This window comes from Hymenobacter sp. BT559 (assembly GCF_017571525.1).
Lineage (GTDB): Bacteria > Bacteroidota > Bacteroidia > Cytophagales > Hymenobacteraceae > Hymenobacter > Hymenobacter ginsengisoli.
Window position 1 is genome coordinate 1 of the sequence record NZ_JAGETY010000025.1, and the last position, 18646, is coordinate 18646.

The 18646-nt window shown below is 62.5% G+C and carries 17 protein-coding genes; 10 read left to right on the plus strand and 7 right to left on the minus strand.

The annotated features are described in order from the left end of the window. The 6 genes from J4D99_RS21515 to J4D99_RS21540 form a co-directional block, all read left to right on the plus strand. A partial coding sequence (locus J4D99_RS21515) for a hypothetical protein (RefSeq protein ID WP_208133814.1) occupies positions 1–316 on the plus strand: 316 nt, incomplete at its 5' end. A gap of 191 nt (positions 317–507) precedes the next feature. Further along, positions 508–1059 (plus strand): RNA polymerase sigma factor, encoded by a 552-nt coding sequence (locus J4D99_RS21520; protein ID WP_208133815.1) that lies wholly within the window; start codon positions 508–510, stop codon positions 1057–1059. Between the two features lie 55 nt (positions 1060–1114). Then, a complete protein-coding gene (locus J4D99_RS21525) occupies positions 1115–2002 on the plus strand; it encodes a HEAT repeat domain-containing protein (protein ID WP_208133816.1) in 888 nt (295 codons plus the stop codon). Between the two features lie 206 nt (positions 2003–2208). Then, complete coding sequence (locus tag J4D99_RS21530) at positions 2209–2991, plus strand: DUF4097 family beta strand repeat-containing protein (protein WP_208133817.1); 783 nt, start codon at positions 2209–2211, stop codon at positions 2989–2991. Between the two features lie 118 nt (positions 2992–3109). Then, positions 3110–3979: a DUF4097 family beta strand repeat-containing protein gene (locus J4D99_RS21535; protein WP_208133818.1), complete on the plus strand. Its 870-nt coding sequence runs from the start codon at positions 3110–3112 to the stop codon at positions 3977–3979. A gap of 355 nt (positions 3980–4334) precedes the next feature. Continuing rightward, on the plus strand, positions 4335–6947 hold the full coding sequence (locus tag J4D99_RS21540) for a DUF5916 domain-containing protein (RefSeq protein ID WP_208133819.1): 2613 nt from the start codon (positions 4335–4337) through the stop codon (positions 6945–6947). Between the two features lie 7 nt (positions 6948–6954). On the opposite strand, the gene J4D99_RS21545 is transcribed toward J4D99_RS21540, so the two are convergent. Then, the gene (locus J4D99_RS21545) at positions 6955–7605 is read right to left on the minus strand and encodes a YoaK family protein (protein ID WP_208133820.1); all 651 of its coding nucleotides are present in this window, start codon (positions 7603–7605) and stop codon (positions 6955–6957) included. Positions 7606–7753: 148 nt separating this feature from the next. On the opposite strand from J4D99_RS21545, the gene J4D99_RS21550 reads away from it, so the two are divergent. Both J4D99_RS21550 and J4D99_RS21555 read left to right on the plus strand, forming a co-directional pair. Further along, positions 7754–9226: a pectate lyase family protein gene (locus J4D99_RS21550; protein WP_208133821.1), complete on the plus strand. Its 1473-nt coding sequence runs from the start codon at positions 7754–7756 to the stop codon at positions 9224–9226. 54 nt (positions 9227–9280) lie between these two features. Continuing rightward, on the plus strand, positions 9281–9916 hold the full coding sequence (locus J4D99_RS21555; RefSeq protein WP_208133822.1) for an MOSC domain-containing protein: 636 nt from the start codon (positions 9281–9283) through the stop codon (positions 9914–9916). 32 nt (positions 9917–9948) lie between these two features. On the opposite strand, the gene meaB is transcribed toward J4D99_RS21555, so the two are convergent. From meaB to J4D99_RS21570, 3 genes are all read right to left on the minus strand, one after another. Then, positions 9949–10980, minus strand: a complete 1032-nt coding sequence (gene meaB, locus J4D99_RS21560; protein ID WP_370551490.1) for a methylmalonyl Co-A mutase-associated GTPase MeaB — start codon at positions 10978–10980, stop codon at positions 9949–9951. A 77-nt stretch (positions 10981–11057) separates the two neighbouring features. Further along, a complete protein-coding gene (locus J4D99_RS21565) occupies positions 11058–11975 on the minus strand; it encodes an FKBP-type peptidyl-prolyl cis-trans isomerase (RefSeq protein ID WP_208133823.1) in 918 nt (305 codons plus the stop codon). 70 nt (positions 11976–12045) lie between these two features. Beyond that, entirely contained in the window at positions 12046–13161 is a 1116-nt protein-coding gene (locus J4D99_RS21570) for a WD40 repeat domain-containing protein (protein WP_208133824.1), read from the minus strand. 311 nt (positions 13162–13472) lie between these two features. On the opposite strand from J4D99_RS21570, the gene J4D99_RS21575 reads away from it, so the two are divergent. Beyond that, positions 13473–15017, plus strand: a complete 1545-nt coding sequence (locus J4D99_RS21575; protein WP_208133825.1) for a SulP family inorganic anion transporter — start codon at positions 13473–13475, stop codon at positions 15015–15017. Here the strand turns inward: J4D99_RS21575 and J4D99_RS21580 are convergent. After that, positions 14984–15595, minus strand: a complete 612-nt coding sequence (locus tag J4D99_RS21580; RefSeq protein WP_208133826.1) for a L,D-transpeptidase family protein — start codon at positions 15593–15595, stop codon at positions 14984–14986. The genes J4D99_RS21575 and J4D99_RS21580 overlap by 34 nt on opposite strands. 194 nt (positions 15596–15789) lie before the next feature. Between J4D99_RS21580 and J4D99_RS21585 the strand changes: the two genes are divergently transcribed. Continuing rightward, positions 15790–16515, plus strand: coding sequence for a DUF2461 domain-containing protein (locus tag J4D99_RS21585; RefSeq protein ID WP_208133827.1), 726 nt, complete (start codon positions 15790–15792; stop codon positions 16513–16515). Here the strand turns inward: J4D99_RS21585 and J4D99_RS21590 are convergent. Both J4D99_RS21590 and rseP read right to left on the minus strand, forming a co-directional pair. Beyond that, entirely contained in the window at positions 16512–17018 is a 507-nt protein-coding gene (locus J4D99_RS21590) for a DUF6702 family protein (RefSeq protein WP_208133828.1), read from the minus strand. The genes J4D99_RS21585 and J4D99_RS21590 overlap by 4 nt on opposite strands. A gap of 173 nt (positions 17019–17191) precedes the next feature. Next, positions 17192–18535, minus strand: coding sequence for an RIP metalloprotease RseP (gene rseP, locus J4D99_RS21595; protein WP_208133829.1), 1344 nt, complete (start codon positions 18533–18535; stop codon positions 17192–17194). Between the last annotated feature and the right edge of the window lie 111 nt (positions 18536–18646).

Sequence of the window (18646 nt, forward strand, 5' to 3'; positions counted from 1 at the left end):
GCCCACGCCACCCCGGCCGCCGCGGCCGCCCCGCGCGCCGCTGGCCCCGCTAGGGCCCATGTCGCCCCAGGCGCCGCCACCCCCGCCCGCGCCAGCTGCCCCCAAAACCGAGAAGTTGCGCGGTGCCTTGCGCCAAGATGGCCTCATCGGCAAAGACGACCGCAGCTTCTCCTTCCAGCTCACCGACAAGGGTGGGCGCGTGAATGGCAAAGAGCTGACCCCCGCCCAAGTGGCGCGCTACCGCCAGCTGCTAGGCCAGCCGGCGAGCGGCAAGGGCAAGTCATCGACTTTTAATATCAACGTGAACGAGAATTAACCACTTAGCCAATTGGCTGATGGTGAGCGGGCTGGTTATCTGGAAGAACAGATGGCCAGCCCGCTTTTTTGTGCCCCTGCGGCCGGATGCAGACTTTTTATAAAATAATTTACTCCCCGCTGTAACGAATGGCTACCTCGCCGGTACTCCCTGCAAAACCTGTCGCTTCCGCTTCTTTTACCGCCGCCCCTATGCCTGCCGCCACCGTTACTGCCCTCAGCGACGAAGCCTTGATGGCCCAGGTGCAGGCCGGCGACCTCGACCAGCTAACCGGGCTGTTTGAGCGCTACCACGGCCCACTTTTCGGCTTTCTGGCCCGCCTGGCCAACGGCGACCGCGACCTGGCCCAGGACCTGACCCAGAACGTGTTTGTGCGGGTGCTGCGCTACCGCGCCAGCTACCAGCCGGGCCAGCCCTTCCGGGCCTGGGTCTACCAGATGGCGCGCCACGTGTGGGCCGACCACTACCAGCGCCAGCGGCCCAGCGCCGACCTGGAAGAGGTTGAAAAAACGGCCGCCCACGGCCGCCAGGCCCAGGCCCAGCGCGCCGCCACCGACCAGCACCAGGCCCTGCACGAAGCGCTAGGCCTGCTGCCGGCCGCCCAGCGCGAGGTGCTGCTGCTGCACCGCTTCCAGGGCTTCGACTATGCCGAGATAGGGGAGCAGCTAGGGTGCACCGCTGGCGCGGCTAGAGTTAAAGCCCACCGCGCGCTGGATGCGCTGAGAAAGATTTATTTAAGCTAACTAATTGATAAAAAGGAATTGCTACCTACTGCTTCATACTTAATAAATTACGAAAGTGGCTATTAACTCTCACCTTACTGACCCCACCTGCGCCGAGCTGCGGCTGTGGTTGCCGGAGCTGGCCGATGGCCAGCCGCTACCGCCCGAGGCGGCGCACCTGGCCGCCCACCTGCCGGCCTGCCCCGCCTGCCAGGCCGAGCTAGCCGAGCTGCGCCAACTCTTCAACGACCTCGACGCCTTGCCGCCCGAGCTGCCGCCCCTGGCCATGCGCGACGACTTTCAGGCTATGCTGGAGCAGGAGAAGGCGAAGCTGGCCGCAGCTTCGCCCGCTGGCCTGACGGCCCAGCGCGGCGGCCAGCCCCTGGCCGCGCCGGCTACCGAGCAAGTGGCTAGCCCTCTTAAAAGCAGCTTCAATCAGCAGTGGCTGCGGGTGGCGGCCAGCGTGGCGCTGGTAGCCGTAGGGGCCATACTGGGGTTGTTGCTGCGCGGCGGCCAGCCTACGGCGCAGCTGGCCCAAAACGACCAGCCCGCGCCCAGCAGGCAGCCTTCCTTATCGGTGAAGCTGGCAGCCGCTAGGCAGCAGCCGGCCACGGCCAGCCAGCGCTTGCAGCTCGTGAGCCAGGCCCCGGCCCTGATTACGGCCCCCAACGACCCGGCCGTGCTCACGCTCATCCATACCCTCGACACCGACCCCAACCCCAACGTGCGGCTAGCCGCCTGCGAAGCCCTGGTGCGCCTCCGCAACGACCCCCGCGTAGGCCCGGCCCTGGTGGAGGCCCTGCCCCTGCAAACCGACCCCAACGTGCAAATCACCCTCATCGACGCCCTCGTGACGCTGCGCGAAACCCGCGCCGTGCCCCAGCTCGAAGAGCTAGCCAAGAAGCCTGATGTGCTCCCTGCCGTGCGTCTGCAAGCCGAAAGCGGTGTGGGACAATTGATTTAAATTTATATTTATAAAGTACTAGTTGATAATGGGTTGTGCTGATAATGGCCACCAGGTCCTAGAGGCTTACTAGTTGAATCAGATTACCAAGCGGCGTGGCACGCCGCCTCTGGAAAACCCCACCGCGAAGAAGTTGGCAGCGGGTGGGTGAGCGTGGTGCCACTGCGCTTTGCTGGCTGCCTCATTTTTCTTTCGCCCTCCTCAATATGAAAAAGTTTATCCTACTTCCGCTGCTAGCCCTCGGGCTGGCCCTGCCTTCGGCGCTACGCGCCCAGGAGTTTAAAATGAAGTTTCCCAGCGCCACCAACCGCAAGGTGGTACTCGACCTGCGCGGCAGCGACGTAACGGTGGAAGGCTACGGCGGCGATGAGCTGGTCATTCACGGCACCGGCCACTTTGAAGCGCCGCCGGCCCTGGCCAATGGCCTGCGCCCCATCTACAGCGGCGGTTCCGACAATACCCGCCTCGGCTTGGCCGTGACCACCGCTGGCGACAATACCCTGCGCGTGGCCCGCACCGCCCGCGGCGATGGCCACTACACGGTGCGCGTGCCGCGCCAGACCGACGTGCTCTTCAACTCGGACCCGATGGGTGGCTCCGACGACCTCATCATCCGCGACCTGGCCGGGCGCATCGAGGCCCGCCTGCTCTCGGGCGATATGCGCCTGTTGAACGTGAGCGGCCCGGTAGTGGTCAACACGGTGAGCGGCGACATCAAGGTGCAATTCAGCGCCACCCCTAGCCAGCCCAGCGCCATCACTACCGTGAGCGGCGACGTGGATGTGACGCTGCCCGCCAGTGCCAAAGTATCGCTCTCCATGCGCTCGATTTCGGGCGAAATCTATACCGACTTCGACCTCAACCTCGACGGCGGCAGCGGTCTGCGCCACGTGGGCGGCCAAACCGTGGAGGGCCGTGCCAACGGCGGCGGCACCAGCTTCTCGCTTAAGTCGGTGAGCGGCGACGTGTTTGTGCGCAAGGCTAAATAGCACCGCTCCCTAGCCAAAACAGGGCAAAAGCAGGGCGCCGGAGCCGCGTGCCGCGGCTTCGCTAGCCCGTGGCTTGCCTACTCTTTACCACATCACCCCATCCTTTCATCACCAGACTATGAACCGCTTTTTACTCGCTGCCCTGCTGCTGCTCGGCGGCCTGCGCCCGGCCCTGGCCCAGCGCGTAGTAACCCAAACCGCTAGCCTGGCTGCCAGCCAGGGCGTGTTTCTCGACTTAAAATATGCCCACAACATCCGGGTGCGGCCGGGGGCCAGCCTGAGTGTGCAGGCCAAGGTCAGCATCAACAACAACGCGCAAAACGACCTCTACAGTCTGGCCCTGGAAAAAGGCGACGGCGAGGTGAGCGTGGTAGAAAAACTCGACGAGGACAAGCTGCGCGAAAGCCACTACCAGGGCGACTGCGAGGGTGGCAGCCGCAGCAACTCGGGCGGCGGTCTGCACGGCGGCTACACCCGCTCCAGCAAGACCGGCGGCCTTCGCCCCACCGTGACCTACAGCAAAGGTGAGTACAGCTACTGCGCCAAGATTGAGTACGAGGTGACGGTGCCCGCCGGTGCCGCGCTGCGCATCAGCACCCTCAGCGGCGATGTAGACCTGAGCGGCCTGGGCGGCGCCATTACCGTCAAAACTGTGAGCGGCGACCTAAAGCTGAGCGCGCTCACCGGCCCCGTAAACGTGCGCAGCGTGAGCGGCGACGTGAAGCTCAACCAAGTGAGTGGCAATGCGATAGAGGCTATAAGTGTAAGTGGCGATGTATACCTGGCCTGGCCGCCCACCAAGGCTGCTGAGCTTAGCCTCAAGTCCATCTCGGGCGAGGTGTACGCCGACCCGGCCGTGACCTTCAGCAACCTCAAGCAGCGCAGCTACGTGGGCTACCAGCTGCACGGCAGCTACGGCCAGGGTGGCGGCCCGCTCGTGAAACTCGAATCAGTGAGCGGCGACATCTTCTTCCGCAAGCAGCCCTAGCCAGGGGTGGGCGAGGGCTACGTAGCCGTTGGCCATGAAAGGAAAACTGCTTTAGGAGTAAGGGGGCGCTACGGGCCGGAAATAGCGTGACTCTACTGTTCGCTAGCCCTTACAAAGCGCTAATAGCCGAAGAGTTACAGGTTTACTCATCAGGAGGTGGCGCGTGCATACCCTCGTGGTTGAGCAGCTGCTAGCCCGTAGCCAGCCATGGGCAGCGCCTCGGTTCACGTGCCTACTGCAAGCTGCTATTGAAGCCAGGTAGAAAGCGCCTGAAAAAATACTTGGAATGCCAGACAACGACTGGGTGCATACCTGTGTCTATGGCCCTGCTGCACGTTAAATTCATTCACCCATCATGTTTGTTTTCCTGGCTAAGCGAGGGTTTTTCGGCCTGTTGCTAGGCTATTGTTGTCTGCTGGCGGCTACTCCGGCCGCCGCCCAAAAGAGCCTGCCCGGCGCCCCAACCGCGGCAGCCGTGCCGCGCCGCCAGCTAGCCGCCCAGCGCGTGGCTAACCCTGTTAAACTAGATGGCCTGCTCGACGACGCAGCCTGGGCCACCGCCCCGGCCACCAGCCAGTTTACCGAGCTGCGGCCGCACCCCGGCCGGCCCGAGCGCCTGCCCACCGAAGTGCGCGTGCTCTACGACGATGCCGCGCTGTACGTAGGGGCCAAAATGCTGGAAGCCAGCCCCGACAGCATGCGGCGCGAGCTGACCCAGCGCGATAACGGCGGCAACACCGATTTCTTCGCCATTTTCCTCGACCCCTACCGCGACCACCTCAACGGCTATGGTTTTATAGTGCAAAGCACCGGCGTGCAGATAGATAACCGCTACTCGCCCGCCAACGGCGAAGATGGCGCCTGGAATGCCGTGTGGGACAGCCGCGTGGCCATGTTGCCCGACGGCAAGGGCTGGAGCGTCGAAATCCGGATTCCGTACTCGGCCATTCGCTTTGCGCAGGCGCCGGTGCAAACCTGGGGCGTCAACTTCATGCGCCAGCGCAAGGCCAGCAACCAGCAGTTTTTCTGGAACCCCATTCAGCCCCAGATTGATGGCTTCGTGAACCAATGGGGCGAGCTTACCAGCCTCGAAAACCTGCACCCACCGCTGCGCCTCTCGCTCACGCCCTACGTGAGCGCCTACGCCAACCACTACCCCTACAACGAGCAGGGCAAGCAAAATACCAGCACCAGCTTCAACGCGGGCGCCGACCTCAAGTGGGGTATCAACGAGAGCTTTACGCTCGACGCCACGCTGATTCCCGACTTTGGGCAGACTATCAGCGACAACCAGGTGCTCAATCTGTCGCCCTTTGAGGTGCAGTACCAGGAAAACCGGCCGTTTTTTACCGAAGGCACCGAGCTCTTCAACAAGGGTGGCCTGTTCTATTCGCGCCGGGTGGGCGCGCAGCCGCTGGGGTTCAACGAGGTAGCAGGGCTAGCGGGAGAAGGCGGCGCATTGCGCAAGGGCGAATTTCTGTACCACAACCAGGGCCTGACGCGCCTGCTCAACGCCACCAAAGTATCGGGCCGCACCAGCAAGGGGCTGGGTATTGGGGTGTTTAATGCTGTTTCGGCCCCTAGCTACGCCACCTTGCAAGACTCGGTGAGCGGCCGGCAGCGCGACGTGCTGACCCAGCCGCTGACCAACTACAATATTGTGGTGCTCGACCAGAGCCTGCCGCACAATTCTTACGTGTCGCTCATCAACACTAACGTGACGCGCGCCGGCAGCACCTACGACGCCAACGTGACGGCCGGCCTGTTTCGCCTGGTGGACAAGAAAAATCAGTACGCCTTTCAGGGCCAGCTGAATTATTCGCAGCGGCGCGGCCAGAGTATGTACTCCGATGCGCCGGTGAGCGACCCTAGCGGCTACAAATACTACCTCAACTACGGCAAGATTTCGGGCAACTGGCAGTGGAACGTGGACCACGGCATCGAGTCGGACACCTACAATCCCAATGACCTGGGCATCTTGTTTGGCAACAACAACGTGAGCCAGTCGGCTACCGTCAACTACAACAAGTACCAGCCGTTCTGGAAGGTGAACAACCTGTATTCGTCGCTGGGCGTGTACCACTCGGCGCTGTTTCGGCCCTTGCTTTATCAGAATGCGGGGCTGTATGGCAACGTCAATACTACGTTCACCAAAAGCTTCTTAACCACAGGTTTTAACATTAACCTCGACCTGCCCAAGCACGACTTTTACGAGCCACGCACCGCGCCGCTGGGCCAGTACTACGTGCGGGTGCCGGCGAGCTACAACCTGGGCGCCTTCGTGTCGAGCGATTACCGCAAGAAGCTGGCTTACGACGTAAACGCGGGCATCCGGCCCTATGCCATCGACGACCGGCTCGCCGACCGCCCGCGCCGCTACGGCTTCGGCTTTACCCTAAGCCCACGCTACCGCGTGAACAATAAGCTGAATTTTCGCTATACCTACGACTATAGCCTGAAGCTGAATCAGATAGGCTACGTCAACGATGGCTTTGACCTCGCGCAGCCCATCGACCAGATGTATAGTGCCTTGCTAGGGCCCGATGTGCTGCTGGGCCGCCGCAACGTGACCACGTTTACCAACACGCTGACTACCAACTACACGTTTACCAACCGGATTTCTTTCACCATGCGCATCCGGCACTACGTGAGCACGGTGCGCTACTTCGACTTTGCCCGCCTGCGGCCGGGTGGGGCCGAGGAGCAGCTGCCCGACTACCAGCGCAACCACGACACGAGCTTCAGTGCTTTCAACGTAGATGCCTCGCTGGTGTGGTGGTTTGCGCCCGGCTCGCAGGTGAGCCTGGTATGGAAAAACGCCAACGCTACCTCGCTGCTCGGCAACGAGGCCACCCCGCTGTACTTCGACAACCTGGCCAACGTGGCCAATACCCCGCACAATAACAACGTGTCGGTGAAGGTCTTGTACTACCTCGACTACCTGAACCTGCGGCGACGCGGCGCCTGAGCCCCGGCTAGCGGGTGCCGCGCACCCAACCGGCTGCGGCGGCCAGCACCACGCTCAGGCCCGCCGCGGCTGGCAGGGCTAGCGGCCCCAGGTGGTGCAGGGCCGCCGCCCCGCCCATGGCCCCGGCCAGAAACGCCAGCCACAGGGTGATGGGCCAGCGCCAGTCTTGCGCCGGCGCCCGGCCGCTGAGCCAGTCGGCCAGCCCCGTGCCGAAGCGCACCAGCGTACCCGTCACAAACGTGAGGCTGACCTTCACGCGACCTACCTCGTGCACCGAGGCGTTGAGTGTACCCATCGCCAGCACCATGCTTTCGATAGCCGCTACCGGCCAGGCGTAGGCTAGCCCCAGCAAACTGGCTATAACTACCAAAATCAGCGAATTGCCCCACCGCCCGGCCCGGCGGTGCAGCAGGCTGCCGCCCACTACGCCCACCACGAATAGCGCGACCACCCCGGCCAGCTCGCCGGCCTTCGCGGTGTTTTCGTGGGCCACAGCCACGCCCAGCGAAGTGGTATTGCCGCTCATAAACGACACAAACACGCCCGCAAAGCGCAGGTAGCCCACGGCATCGACGTAGCCCGCTAGCGCCACCAGGGCCAGTGTGAAGCTAAGGGCGCCCAGCGGCAGGCGGTTGGGCTGTGGAGAGGGGTCAGGCATAGCAAACGACCGGCATCGCCCCGGCCGCCGGTGGCAACGTTGCCGACAACGATTGCGCAAAGAAAAGCGCGCCAGTGGGCTAGCCCGGCGAATGAGTACGGCATATTTGCAGCCTACCGCTACCTCCCACCCAGTTTTTTGTTGATTTATGCTACCAGGCTTTGGGCTGCGCCACGCGCTTTTGCTGACTACGATGGCCACCGGCTGGGGCCTGCGCCTGGGCACTCCGGCCGCGCCGGCGCGGCTGCCGGCCTTTCCGGGGGCCGAGGGCGCGGGCCGCTTCACCACGGGCGGGCGCGGCACGGCCGCAGTGCCCACCACGGTGCTTGAAGTAACTAACCTACTGGATGATGGCAAGCCCGGCAGCCTGCGCTACGCCGTGCAGCTGAGCGAGCAAAAGGCGCCGGCCCGCACCATCGTGTTTCGGGTGTCGGGCACCATACACTTGCTTTCGCCGCTTACCATCAGTAAGTCGAACACAACCATTGCGGGCCAAACGGCGCCGGGTGGGGGCATTTGCCTGGCCGACTACCCGGTGCAAGTCAAAGCCAACAACTTGATAGTGCGGTTCATTCGCTTTCGGATGGGCGATAAAAACCAGAACCAGGGCTTTAAGGATGGTGCGGGCGGCGACGATGCCTTCGGCGGCCTGCACAGCCATCAGCTCGTCATCGACCACTGCTCGATGAGCTGGAGTACCGACGAGTGCTTTTCGGTGTATGAGGGCGATAGCACCACGCTCAGCTGGAACCTCATTGGGCCGCCACTCAACTACTCGTATCACTTCGAGGAAGGCGATAAAGACTATGAGCACCACGGCTACGGTGGCATTTGGGGCGGGCAGCACGCCAGCATGCACCACAACCTGTTTGTGCACTGCAACTCGCGCACGCCGCGCTTCAACGGCAGCCGCTACACCCACGCGGCGGGCTACGAAAACTGCGACTTCCGCAACAACGTCATCTACGACTGGGGCGAGAACAACGTGTATGCCGGCGAGGGCGGCAATTACAACATTGTCAACAACTACTACAAGCCCGGCCCCAGCACCAAAGCTGTCGTGCGCCAGCGCCTGCTGAACCCCTACAAGCTTGAAAAAGGCAGCAACCCGCTGCCCTATGGCCACTTCTACCTGACCGGCAATTACCAGGAGGCCAGCGCCGAAGTAACCGCCCACAACTGGCGCGGCGTAGACATGAACGGCGGCACCCGCGCCGATACCGCCCTGGCGCAGGCCCGCCAGCCCTTCGAGCTAGGCCCCGTCACGACCCAGCCCGCCCAGCAGGCCTACGACCTCGTGCTGGCCGGTGCCGGGGCTAGCCGCCCCCTGCGCGACACCCTCGACCAGCGGATGGTACGGGAGGTACGCACCCGCACCGGCCGGATTATCGACGTGCAGGGCGGCTATCCGCACGGCACGCCCTACAGCATCTCGCAGAAAGCCTGGCCGGTTTTAGCATCGAAGCCTGCGCCCACCGATACCGACCACGACGGCATGCCCGATGCCTGGGAGCTAGCCCATAAGCTCAACCCGAAGGACGCCGCCGACCGCGGTAAGAGTGGGCTAGGGGGCTACCCAGTGCTGGAGGTGTATTTGGGTGAGCTAGCGGGCGGCAAATAAGACGTCTAAGCAGGTACGCGTCGCGTTTGGCGTGTTGTTGCCTTACTTAGCCGGATGCAACTTCAGTCCGTCAATATTTCTTTGCCACAGGAGGTGCCCTGGCAAGGGAAGCTGGTGCGTACCAGTATATTCAAGCAGCCAATTGCCGGGGCTGTAGCGGTGCAGGCTGAGCACTTGGCCGGCGACGGGCAGGCCGACCTGCGCGTGCACGGTGGCCGTGATAAAGCGGTGTATGCGTATCCACAAGAACACTGGGCGTACTGGCAGCAGGTCTTGCCCGCCGCGCAGCTCGTGCCAGGAGCTTTCGGCGAAAACTTGACTACGACTGGGCTTCTCGAAGCCGAGGTTAGAGTAGGCGACTGCTTTCAGATAGGAACGGTCGTGCTGCTGGCTGTGCAGCCCCGGCAGCCCTGTTTTAAGCTTGCTATCCGGCTGGGGCGGCCCAGCATTGTGCGCGAGTTTGAGGCGGCCGGGCGCAACGGTATCTACTTCCGGGTGCAGCAAACCGGGGTTCTGAGCGCAGGCGATGCCATTACACTCATCGAGCGCTCGCCCTACCCAGTCACTATTCAGGATATGGCCAATTGCCTGACTGCCGACTCGTACGACCAGGATAAGGTGCAAGCCTTACTCGCGACCCCTTATTTATCGGCTTCTTGGCGTGAGCGATTGACCCGCCTACTTGCGTAAAAATACTAATTAAGATACTTTTAGTAAGAGGATTAGTAACGCGTCTCTAGCAACTGCCCCGCCGCCGCCCACGGCGTAAGGTGCCCCGCTGCTACAGCCTCCCGTACGCCTGGTAGTGCCGTTTGCACGCCGGCCCGGCCGTAGAACTGTGCCTCCAGCGCCTGGCGCACGGCTTCTTCCAGCCACTGCAGCTGCTGCTGGGCGCGGCGTTGCTGCCAGTAGCCGCTAGCCTTGGTTTGGGCGGCATACTGCTCGATGAGCGCCCAGGCCTCGGGTAGGCCCGCGCCGGTGATGGCCGAGCAGGTTTGCACGGGCACTGTCCAGCCCGAGGCCGTAGGCGGGAAGAGGTGCAGCGCACCTTCGTAGTCGCGCACGGCGCGGCGGGCCGCGGCCTCGTTGCCGTGGTCGGCCTTGGTGATGAGCAGGGCGTCGGCCATTTCCATGATGCCGCGCTTCACGCCCTGCAACTCGTCGCCGGCGCCGGCCAGCATGAGGAGCAGAAAGAAATCGACCATGCCGTGCACGGCCACTTCGCTCTGGCCCACGCCCACGGTTTCGACGAAGATGACATCGTAGCCGGCCGCCTCGCACAGCAGCAGGGCCTCGCGGGTGGCGCGGGCCACGCCGCCCAGGCTGCCGCTCGCCGGCGAAGGCCGAATAAACGCCCGCGGGTGGGCCGCCAACTGCGGCATCCGGGTTTTGTCGCCCAGAATGCTGCCGCCGCCACGCGGCGAGCTGGGGTCCACGGCCAGCACGGCCAGCTTCTTGCCCAGCTTATCGACCAGATAGAGCCCTAGCGCTTCAATAAAGGTGCTTTTGCCCACGCCCGGCACGCCCGTGATGCCTAGCCGCAGGGCGCCGCCCGTGTGGGGCAGCACGGCTTGCAGCACCTGCTGGGCCAGGGCCTGATGCTGGGGTAAGGTGCTTTCGACCAGGGTAATGGCGCGGGCCAGGGTGCCGCGCTGCCCGGCGGCGAGGCCCTGGGCATAGTCGGCAGCGGAAAGAAGGGGAGCGGGCACGGCCGCAAAATACGCACCAGGCGCAGGCCGGGGCGCGAGCGGCACAGTCTAAAAGAAGAGGCCCCGACCTGGCAATTGCCAGGTCGGGGCCTCTTCGCTAGGGTAGGCGGGATGCCCGTTTTTTATTTTACGTCCACCACTTCGATATCGAAGACAAGGGGCGTATTGGGGCCGATAGATGAATTGCCCTGTGCGCCGTAGGCCAGGCCCGAGGGAATGAGGATAGTAGCTTTTTCGCCCTTGCGCATCAGGCTCACGCCTTCATTAAAGCCCGGGATAGTGCCGCCCGAGCCCACAATAAACGTAAACGGCTGGTTGCCACGCTGCGAGGTAGCGTCAAATACGCTACCGTTGAGCAGCTTGCCGGTGTAAAGTACCGATACTGTGGTGCCCGACACGGCTTGCGCGCCGCTGGGGTTGCGCAGGGTCGGAATAAAATACAGCCCCGATGCTTGCTTTTGAGCGGTGGTGATGCTGTTTTTGGTCAGGTAGCGCTTAAGCAGGTTATCATCGGGCACGGCAAAGCTCGGGTTGATATCCACGAGCTGCACGTCGAAGCGTACCACCGTGTTGGCCGGTACGGTGGGCGGCGAGCCCCCCTGCCCGAAAGCCAGGCCCGACGGCACCAGGAACACCGCTTTATCGCCCTTGTGCATCAGGCTCACGCCCTCGGCAAAGCCCGGAATAACCTGGCCTCCCTGCAGCTGAAAGCTAGCGGGCATACTATCATTTTGGGTGGTTGAGTAAAAGGCCGTGCCATTGAGCAGCGTGCCCGTATAAAGCACCGATACTACGTCGCTCGGCTTGGGTGTGGCGGCCCCCGCATTCGTCGTAACCGGCACATAGTACAGGCCCGACTGCTGCTTCTGAGCATTCGCTATCTTATTGTCGGCCACATACTTCTGAATCGTGGCATCATCGGTGGCCGAATAGTCAGTTACCACGTCATCTTTTTTGCACGACGAGGTGAGTACGCTGCCCGTGGCGAGTAGTAGCAGGGCTAGCAGGCGAAATTTTGCAGGAAACAAAGAGAATTTCATAGGATATTTTTTGTAAAAATACGCCTCAACCGGCCATCAGCCCTAGCCAATTGTTGGCTAGGGGGCAGCTTCATGGTTCCACCACAAATCCCGGCAGGCCCAGCTTGCTGCGACGGCCGCCCAGCTTCAGGCCATCGTCGACGTATTGGCAGGCCGCGCCGCTGGTATTGGGCTGCTCAATCACGCCTAGAAAGGAATTATCCTCGCGGGCCACGTAGATTTTGCCGTCGGGGCCGCGCTGCAAGGCCCCTAGCTTGTGGTTGGAGGAGTGGCCCACTTGGCTGGCCTTGCCAGTTTGCAGGTCAAACTGCATGATCTGCGTTTCGCTGGCGGCAGCAACTTTCTTGTCTTTTGTGTTGCCGTTGCAGGAGCCGTAAAGCTGGCGTCCATTAGGCGAAAACTCCACGCCATAGGCTTCTTCGTAGGGGCCAAAGCTGCGTGGGTTGCTCACCTTACCGGTATTGCGGTCGAAGTCATACACCTCAAACTTGTTATTTTCGCGCCACAAAGCGGCGGCTAGGTGGCGGCCGTCGGGCGAAAACTTGAGGGCCCCGATGGCATTGCGGCCGGGGCCGGCGTTCATGCTGCCCACGTTGCTCATGATTGGCTTGCCCGACGATACACCCTCGGCCGTGACCAGAAACGACACGAAGGCGTTGGAGTTCCAGCGGTGGGCCACCACCCACACGTCGCGCCCGTTGGCGTGGCGCACGGCGGCCAGCTTCTCAGCTACCGGCGTTATGAGCAGAAGGTTAGCCCGGGGCACGTCGCCCAGCCCATTGTCGCGGGTCATGTCAACCACCGAATAGCGCAGGCCATCGGGCGCGCCCTGCGCGGCCACTGTGAAGATGTAGAAGATGTTGCCCGAGCCCGGGTCGGGCACGATGAGCGCCGACTGCGTGCTGCTGCCCGAGCCCATGAGGTGCCGCCCGCCCGGCATGGGCTGGTGCTGGCGGTTCCACACGGTTTGGCCATCGGTGTAAAAGAGCAGCTCGCCACGCTTGGTGGTGGCCGTGGCGCAGCCCTCGTAAGTAGTCATAGCGCCATCGAGCAGCGGGGTGGGGGTGCCGCTGCTAAAGTCGAGCCCGGCCTGGCGGCCGAAATACCACTTGTCGGTAGGGCGCTGGGCCCGAGCGGCTTGAGTGAAGAAGGAAAAAGCAAAAAGGGCAAGCAGGAGCCGGCGCATGAGCGAGATAAAGTAGGTGCTAGCCCGCCTAAACGAAAAAACCGTGCCGGCCGGTATAGCAGTAGCGCGAAGCTTCTGCTACGGGCGCGAGCATTCGGGGCCGGACGACCCTAGCACCCCTGGCTCACTGCGCTCGCGTACAATGCAGCAGTTTAGCGCTATACCCAGGCGTACCTTTGCCGGCGCTTATGCCCCGTTTTCTGTCTTCTATTTTCAAGCTTACGCCACCCTGAGTACGGGTCCAAAAACGCAGTGCCGCCGCTTCCTGCTGGAAGTGTGCGGCTTTTCTTTTGCCTTATTATCAGAGTGACATGTCGTTTGCGCTTTCCAATTTAGCTCAGTATAAAGTCAATGCTAAAGATGAAATATTAGCCGGCCTCACCACCGCGCTGGCTCTGGTGCCCGAAGTGGTAGCATTTGCCCTACTGGCCCACATTAGCCCGCTGGTGGGTATTGGGTCGGCGTTTGTTATCTGCCTCATCACGAGCGTGCTGGGCGGCCGGCCCGGCATGATATCGGGGGCGGCCGGCTCGGTGGCGGTCGTTATCGTGAGCCTGGTGGCCCAGCAGGGCATCGAGTACCTGTTTGTAGCCGTGGTGCTGATGGGGCTTATTCAAATTGCCATCGGGCTGCTGCGGCTGGGCAAGTTTATTCGGCTGGTGCCGAAGCCAGTCGTCTATGGCTTCGTAAATGGGCTAGCCATCATCATCTTCATGGCGCAGCTCGAGCAGTTTAAGGTGCGCGACGAAGCCGGGGCCGAGCACTGGCTCAGCGGCGCGGCGCTGCTGCTCATGGGTGGGCTAGTGGCCCTCACGATGGCTATTGTGTACTTGTTGCCCAAGCTGACGAAAGCCGTGCCGGCTTCGTTGGTGACCATCGTGGTGGTATCGGCGCTGGTAATTGGCGGTGGGCTGCCTACCAAGGCGGTGGGCGACATCGCCTCCATCGCGGGCGGGCTGCCTAGCCCGCACCTGCCGCAGGTGCCGCTAAGCTGGCACACGCTGGCCGTAGTGCTGCCCTATGCGTTCATCATGGCCTTGGTGGGCCTCACCGAAAGCCTGCTGACCCTCACGGTGGTAGATGAAATAACCGACAGCCGCGGCCGCAGAAACCAGGACTGCGTGGCCCAGGGCCTGGCCAACGTGGCATCGGGCCTGACGGGCGGCATGGGCGGCTGCGCCATGATTGGCCAAACGATGGTCAACCTCGAATCGCGGGGGCGCGGGCGGCTTTCGGGCGTGGTGGCGGCGCTGGCGCTGGCGGGCTTTGTGGTGGCCGGCGCGGGGCTGATAGAGCGGCTGCCCCTGGCGGCGCTGGTGGGCGTCATGTTTATGGTAGTCATTGCCACGTTTGAGTGGGCTAGCCTACGCATTCTGCGCCGCATGCCGCGCACCGACGTGGCCGTGATGCTGCTCGTGACGGCCATCACGGCCATCTCCCAAAACCTGGCCCTAGCGGTGCTGCTGGGCGTGGTGGTATCGGCGCTGGCCTTTGCCTGGGAAAATGCGCAGCGCATCCGGGCCCGCCACTACCTCGACGCGGCCGGTGTGAAGCACTACGAGCTCTACGGGCCGCTATTCTTCGGCTCGGTGCAGGCTTTCGGGGAGAAATTTGACGTAGCTGCTGACCCACAAGAGGTTATTCTCGACTTCAAGGAGAGCCGGGTGGCCGATATGTCGGCCCTCGATGCCCTGCACAAGCTCACCGAGCGCTACCAGCGCGCCGGCAAAACCCTGCGCCTGCGCCACCTCAGCCCCGACTGTCGCTACCTGCTGGGCCGGGCCAGTGCCCTGGTTGAGGTCAACATTCTCGAAGACCCGACCTACCTGGTGGCCGGGGCTGGGGTAGCGTACTGAGCCGCTGGCGGGGCTAGCGTGCGGTGCGCCTCAAAGTAGGCATAGCCCGGGGCCAGCCCCCGCCAGAAGGCCGCGTGGGGGCTGGCTTCGCGCCGGCGCAGCTCTTCTTCTACCAGTGGGAAAGGGAAAAGGTGCACGTTGATAGTGGCCTGCCCCGCCGCCCGGGCTGCTACGGCCAGCAGGTAAACTTCCTCAATGCCTGCATCGGTGAGGGGCAGGCAGCCCACTGTCACGTCAGAGCCGTGCAGGAAGATGTCGCCGCCGGGGTCGGCCAGACCGGTAGCCAGAATGTCGTCGGCCGTAGGATAGTCGAGGCCCAGCGAGAGGTGGTAGAGGCTCTGCGGGTTGAAGCGGTCGATAGTGTAGAAGCCTTCGGGCACCTGCTCGTCGCCAGCCCGGCGCTTGGGGCCTAGCCGGCCCGACGTAGCCGCCAGCCGATAGATGTGCAGCAGCCGAAACGCCCCCTCGCCCTGGTTGCGCGCCCATACCTCAAGCGCTACACGAGTTTTGATGAGGCGAAAGAACACCTCCAGCCGGGCCGAGTCGAGGTGCTGCGCTTGCAGCTGAGCCGCTAGCATGGGCCAGCAACGCCCATACGCTGCCCGCACCCGAGGGTAAGCTAGCTGTTGAGACCAAAATGGGGCAGGCAGCGCCGACGTTTGGGCAAGAGCTGGGCTAGCCAGCAAGCAGAATAACAGAAGCAGAAAGGTGGGCAAGGTGCAGTGGCAGAGTAGATAAGTATTCGCACAACGCCCGCAGTGAGCCTCCTGGTATGCGCTTACCCCCTAGCCGGGCCGCCCCTCGCCGCATCTTTGCAGCTATGAACCCCGCCACCCTGCTCGACTTTCTCCACGACCTCGCCCTGCACAACGACCGCGAATGGTTTCAGGACCACAAAGCCACCTACGACCGCCTGCGCACCGATTTTGAGCAAGATGTGGCCTACTGGCTGCGCGAGCTGGTGCAAGACGAGCCCGCGCTAGCCAGCCTCGACCCCAAAAAGTGCATCTTCCGCATCTACCGCGACGTGCGCTTTTCCAAAATTAAAGTGCCGTACAAAACGCACTTCTCGGCCTACTTTGCCCCTGGCGGCAAGCACTCGGAGGCACCCGGCCGCTACGTGCAGATTGGCGCCAACGGCCAGACCCTGGTCGCCGGCGGCCTCTACGAGCCCACCAAGGAGCAGTTGGCCGCTATCCGGCAGGAAATTGACTACGCGCCCGAGGGCCTGCACGCGCTGCTGGCGGCGCCCACGGCCCGGCAGCTCTTCCCGCAGGGGCTAGCGGGCGAGCAGCTCAAGAAAATGCCGCCCGGCTACGAGGCCACCCATTCCGAGGCCAACTGGCTGCGCCACAAGCAATTTTTGCTGATGCATACGCTCCCCGATGCCGAGGTGCGTCGCCTTACGCCCGAGGCCTTTCGGGCGCACATCCTGGCGGCGCTGCTGGCGCTAGGGCCGTTTGGCCAGTGGCTGGGCGAGGCTAGCCAGGGCAGCTAGAAGTTTAGCACTTCTTCCTCATGGCCATTACGCAGCAAGGCGCTCACTTTCTTGCCGTTGCCTTCGGCGTTCACGATGTTCATCTGGTCCGAAAACTCATCGAGCAGTATGCCTTGCTGAATGAGTAGCTCCTTAGTGGGGTGGGGCAGTGGCACCTTAGCGTAGAGCCAGTAAGCGTCTTTTTCAGCTTGTAAGCCTAGAAATTTTAGTTCGAGTGGCACGCGGGGCTGGTGCGGCGCGGCGGGCAGCAGCAGCTTCAGGTGCTGGTGCAGGTATAGCTCGGTGAGGGGTAAGGCGCGCGGCTCGCGCAGGTCCACGGCCTTGGCCTGGCCTTTGGAAATGGCCCTGGTAAAATCGTCGGTAAAGACTTTCAGCGCCAGCTCCACCTGCTGCTTCTGCGGGTTCAGCTTCAGCTCCAGAATGCTGGAGTGATAGGCGTGGCGGGTGCCGGCCACGCCAGGCAGGCCTAGCAGCAGGCTGAGCAGGAGCGGTAGTTTGCGCATGGTAAGTGGAAATGGCTGGCCTTAAAACCGTCTGTCATTGCGAGTGCAACGAAGTGGAGCGCGGCAATCCTTCCTTTGTCGTTGGATTAGTAACCCTAGCGTAAAGGAAAGATTGCCGCGCTCCACTTCGTTGCGCTCGCAATGACAGACGGTTTTATAGAATTGAAATTAACTTAAAACAGCTTCATTACCTGCTTTACCACAATCACATACACCATCAGGGCCAGGATGAGCACCGTGCCCACGCGCTGGGCGCCTTCGAGGAATTTCTCCGAGGGCTTGCGGCGCAAAATCATCTCATAGAGCAGAAAGAGCACGTGGCCGCCGTCGAGGGCCGGAATGGGCAGCAGGTTCATAAATGCCAGCACCATGCTGAGCATGCCCACTAAGGTCCAGAAATGGGGCCAGTCCCAATGCCCGCCAAACTGCTGGGCAATCTCGACCGGGCCGCCGAGGCTCTCGGAGGCCGACGCCTGGCCCTTGGCAATCATCGTGAATGCCTTGGCTTGCAGGCTGATAACGCCAAAAGCTTTTTTGGTGCCCTCGGGCAGCGACTGGCCCAGGCTGTAGTAGCGGGTGCTGAAGTGCAGCTGCGGGTCGGGGCGCACGCCGATTTTGCCGGTGGCGCTCACAGCCACGGGCAGCGTTAGGGTCTGGCCGCCGCGCTGCACCTGCACGGGTACCGTTTTGCCTTTGTAAAGGGGCAGGGTGCGCAGCAGCTCGTCGTAGTACTGAATGGGGGTGCTGCCGATTTGCGTGATGCGGTCGCCGGCCAGGATGCCCGCCTTGGCGGCCGGGTTGCCGGGTACTACCTCCTTGAGAATGAAGGGCTGGCGCGGCTCCACGAAGAGGCTGTCGCCGGCCTTGCTCATCTTATCCATGAAGCGCGGGGGCAGCTTGGGCAGGTCGAGGAGCTGGCCGTTGCGCTCCACGGTGTAGTAGCTTTCCGACCCTAGCAGCACATTGGGGTCGTACACGTCGTTGAACTCAGCGAAGGGCCGGCCGTTAATTTTTACAATCTGGTCGCCGTCGCGGAAGCCCATTTCGCGGCCCAAGTGGGTCGTCACCACGCCGTAGCGCGCCTCCGAGGCGGGCAGGTAGCTTTCGCCCAGCTTGTAGGTGAGGGCCGTGAAAATGACGATGCCCGTAAGCACGTTCATAATAATGCCGCCCAGCATCACCAGCAGGCGCTGCCAGGCCGGCTTGGCCCGAAACTCATCGGGCTGCGGCGGGCCGGCCAGGGCATCGGCATCCTGAGTTTCGTCTACCATGCCGTGAATGGCCACATAGCCCCCTAGCGGAAACCAGCCGATGCCGTACTCCGTCTCGCCCACTTTTTTCTTGAACAGGCTGAAGTTCCAGACCGTAGGTAGCGGAAACAGGAAGTCAAAGAAGATGTAAAACTTCGTGACTTTAATCTTAAAGAGCTTGGCGAAGGCAAAGTGCCCAAATTCGTGCAAGCCAACGAGTAGCGACAGGCCCAGCACCAGCTGGCCAATCATAACGAGAATTTCCAAAGGGGAAGTTTGAATAAAAAATACTACACACTACTTGTCATTGCGAGCGCAGCGCGGCAATCGCCCCAGAACGACACCCGAACGACTCGTTCTGGGGCGATTGCCGCGCTG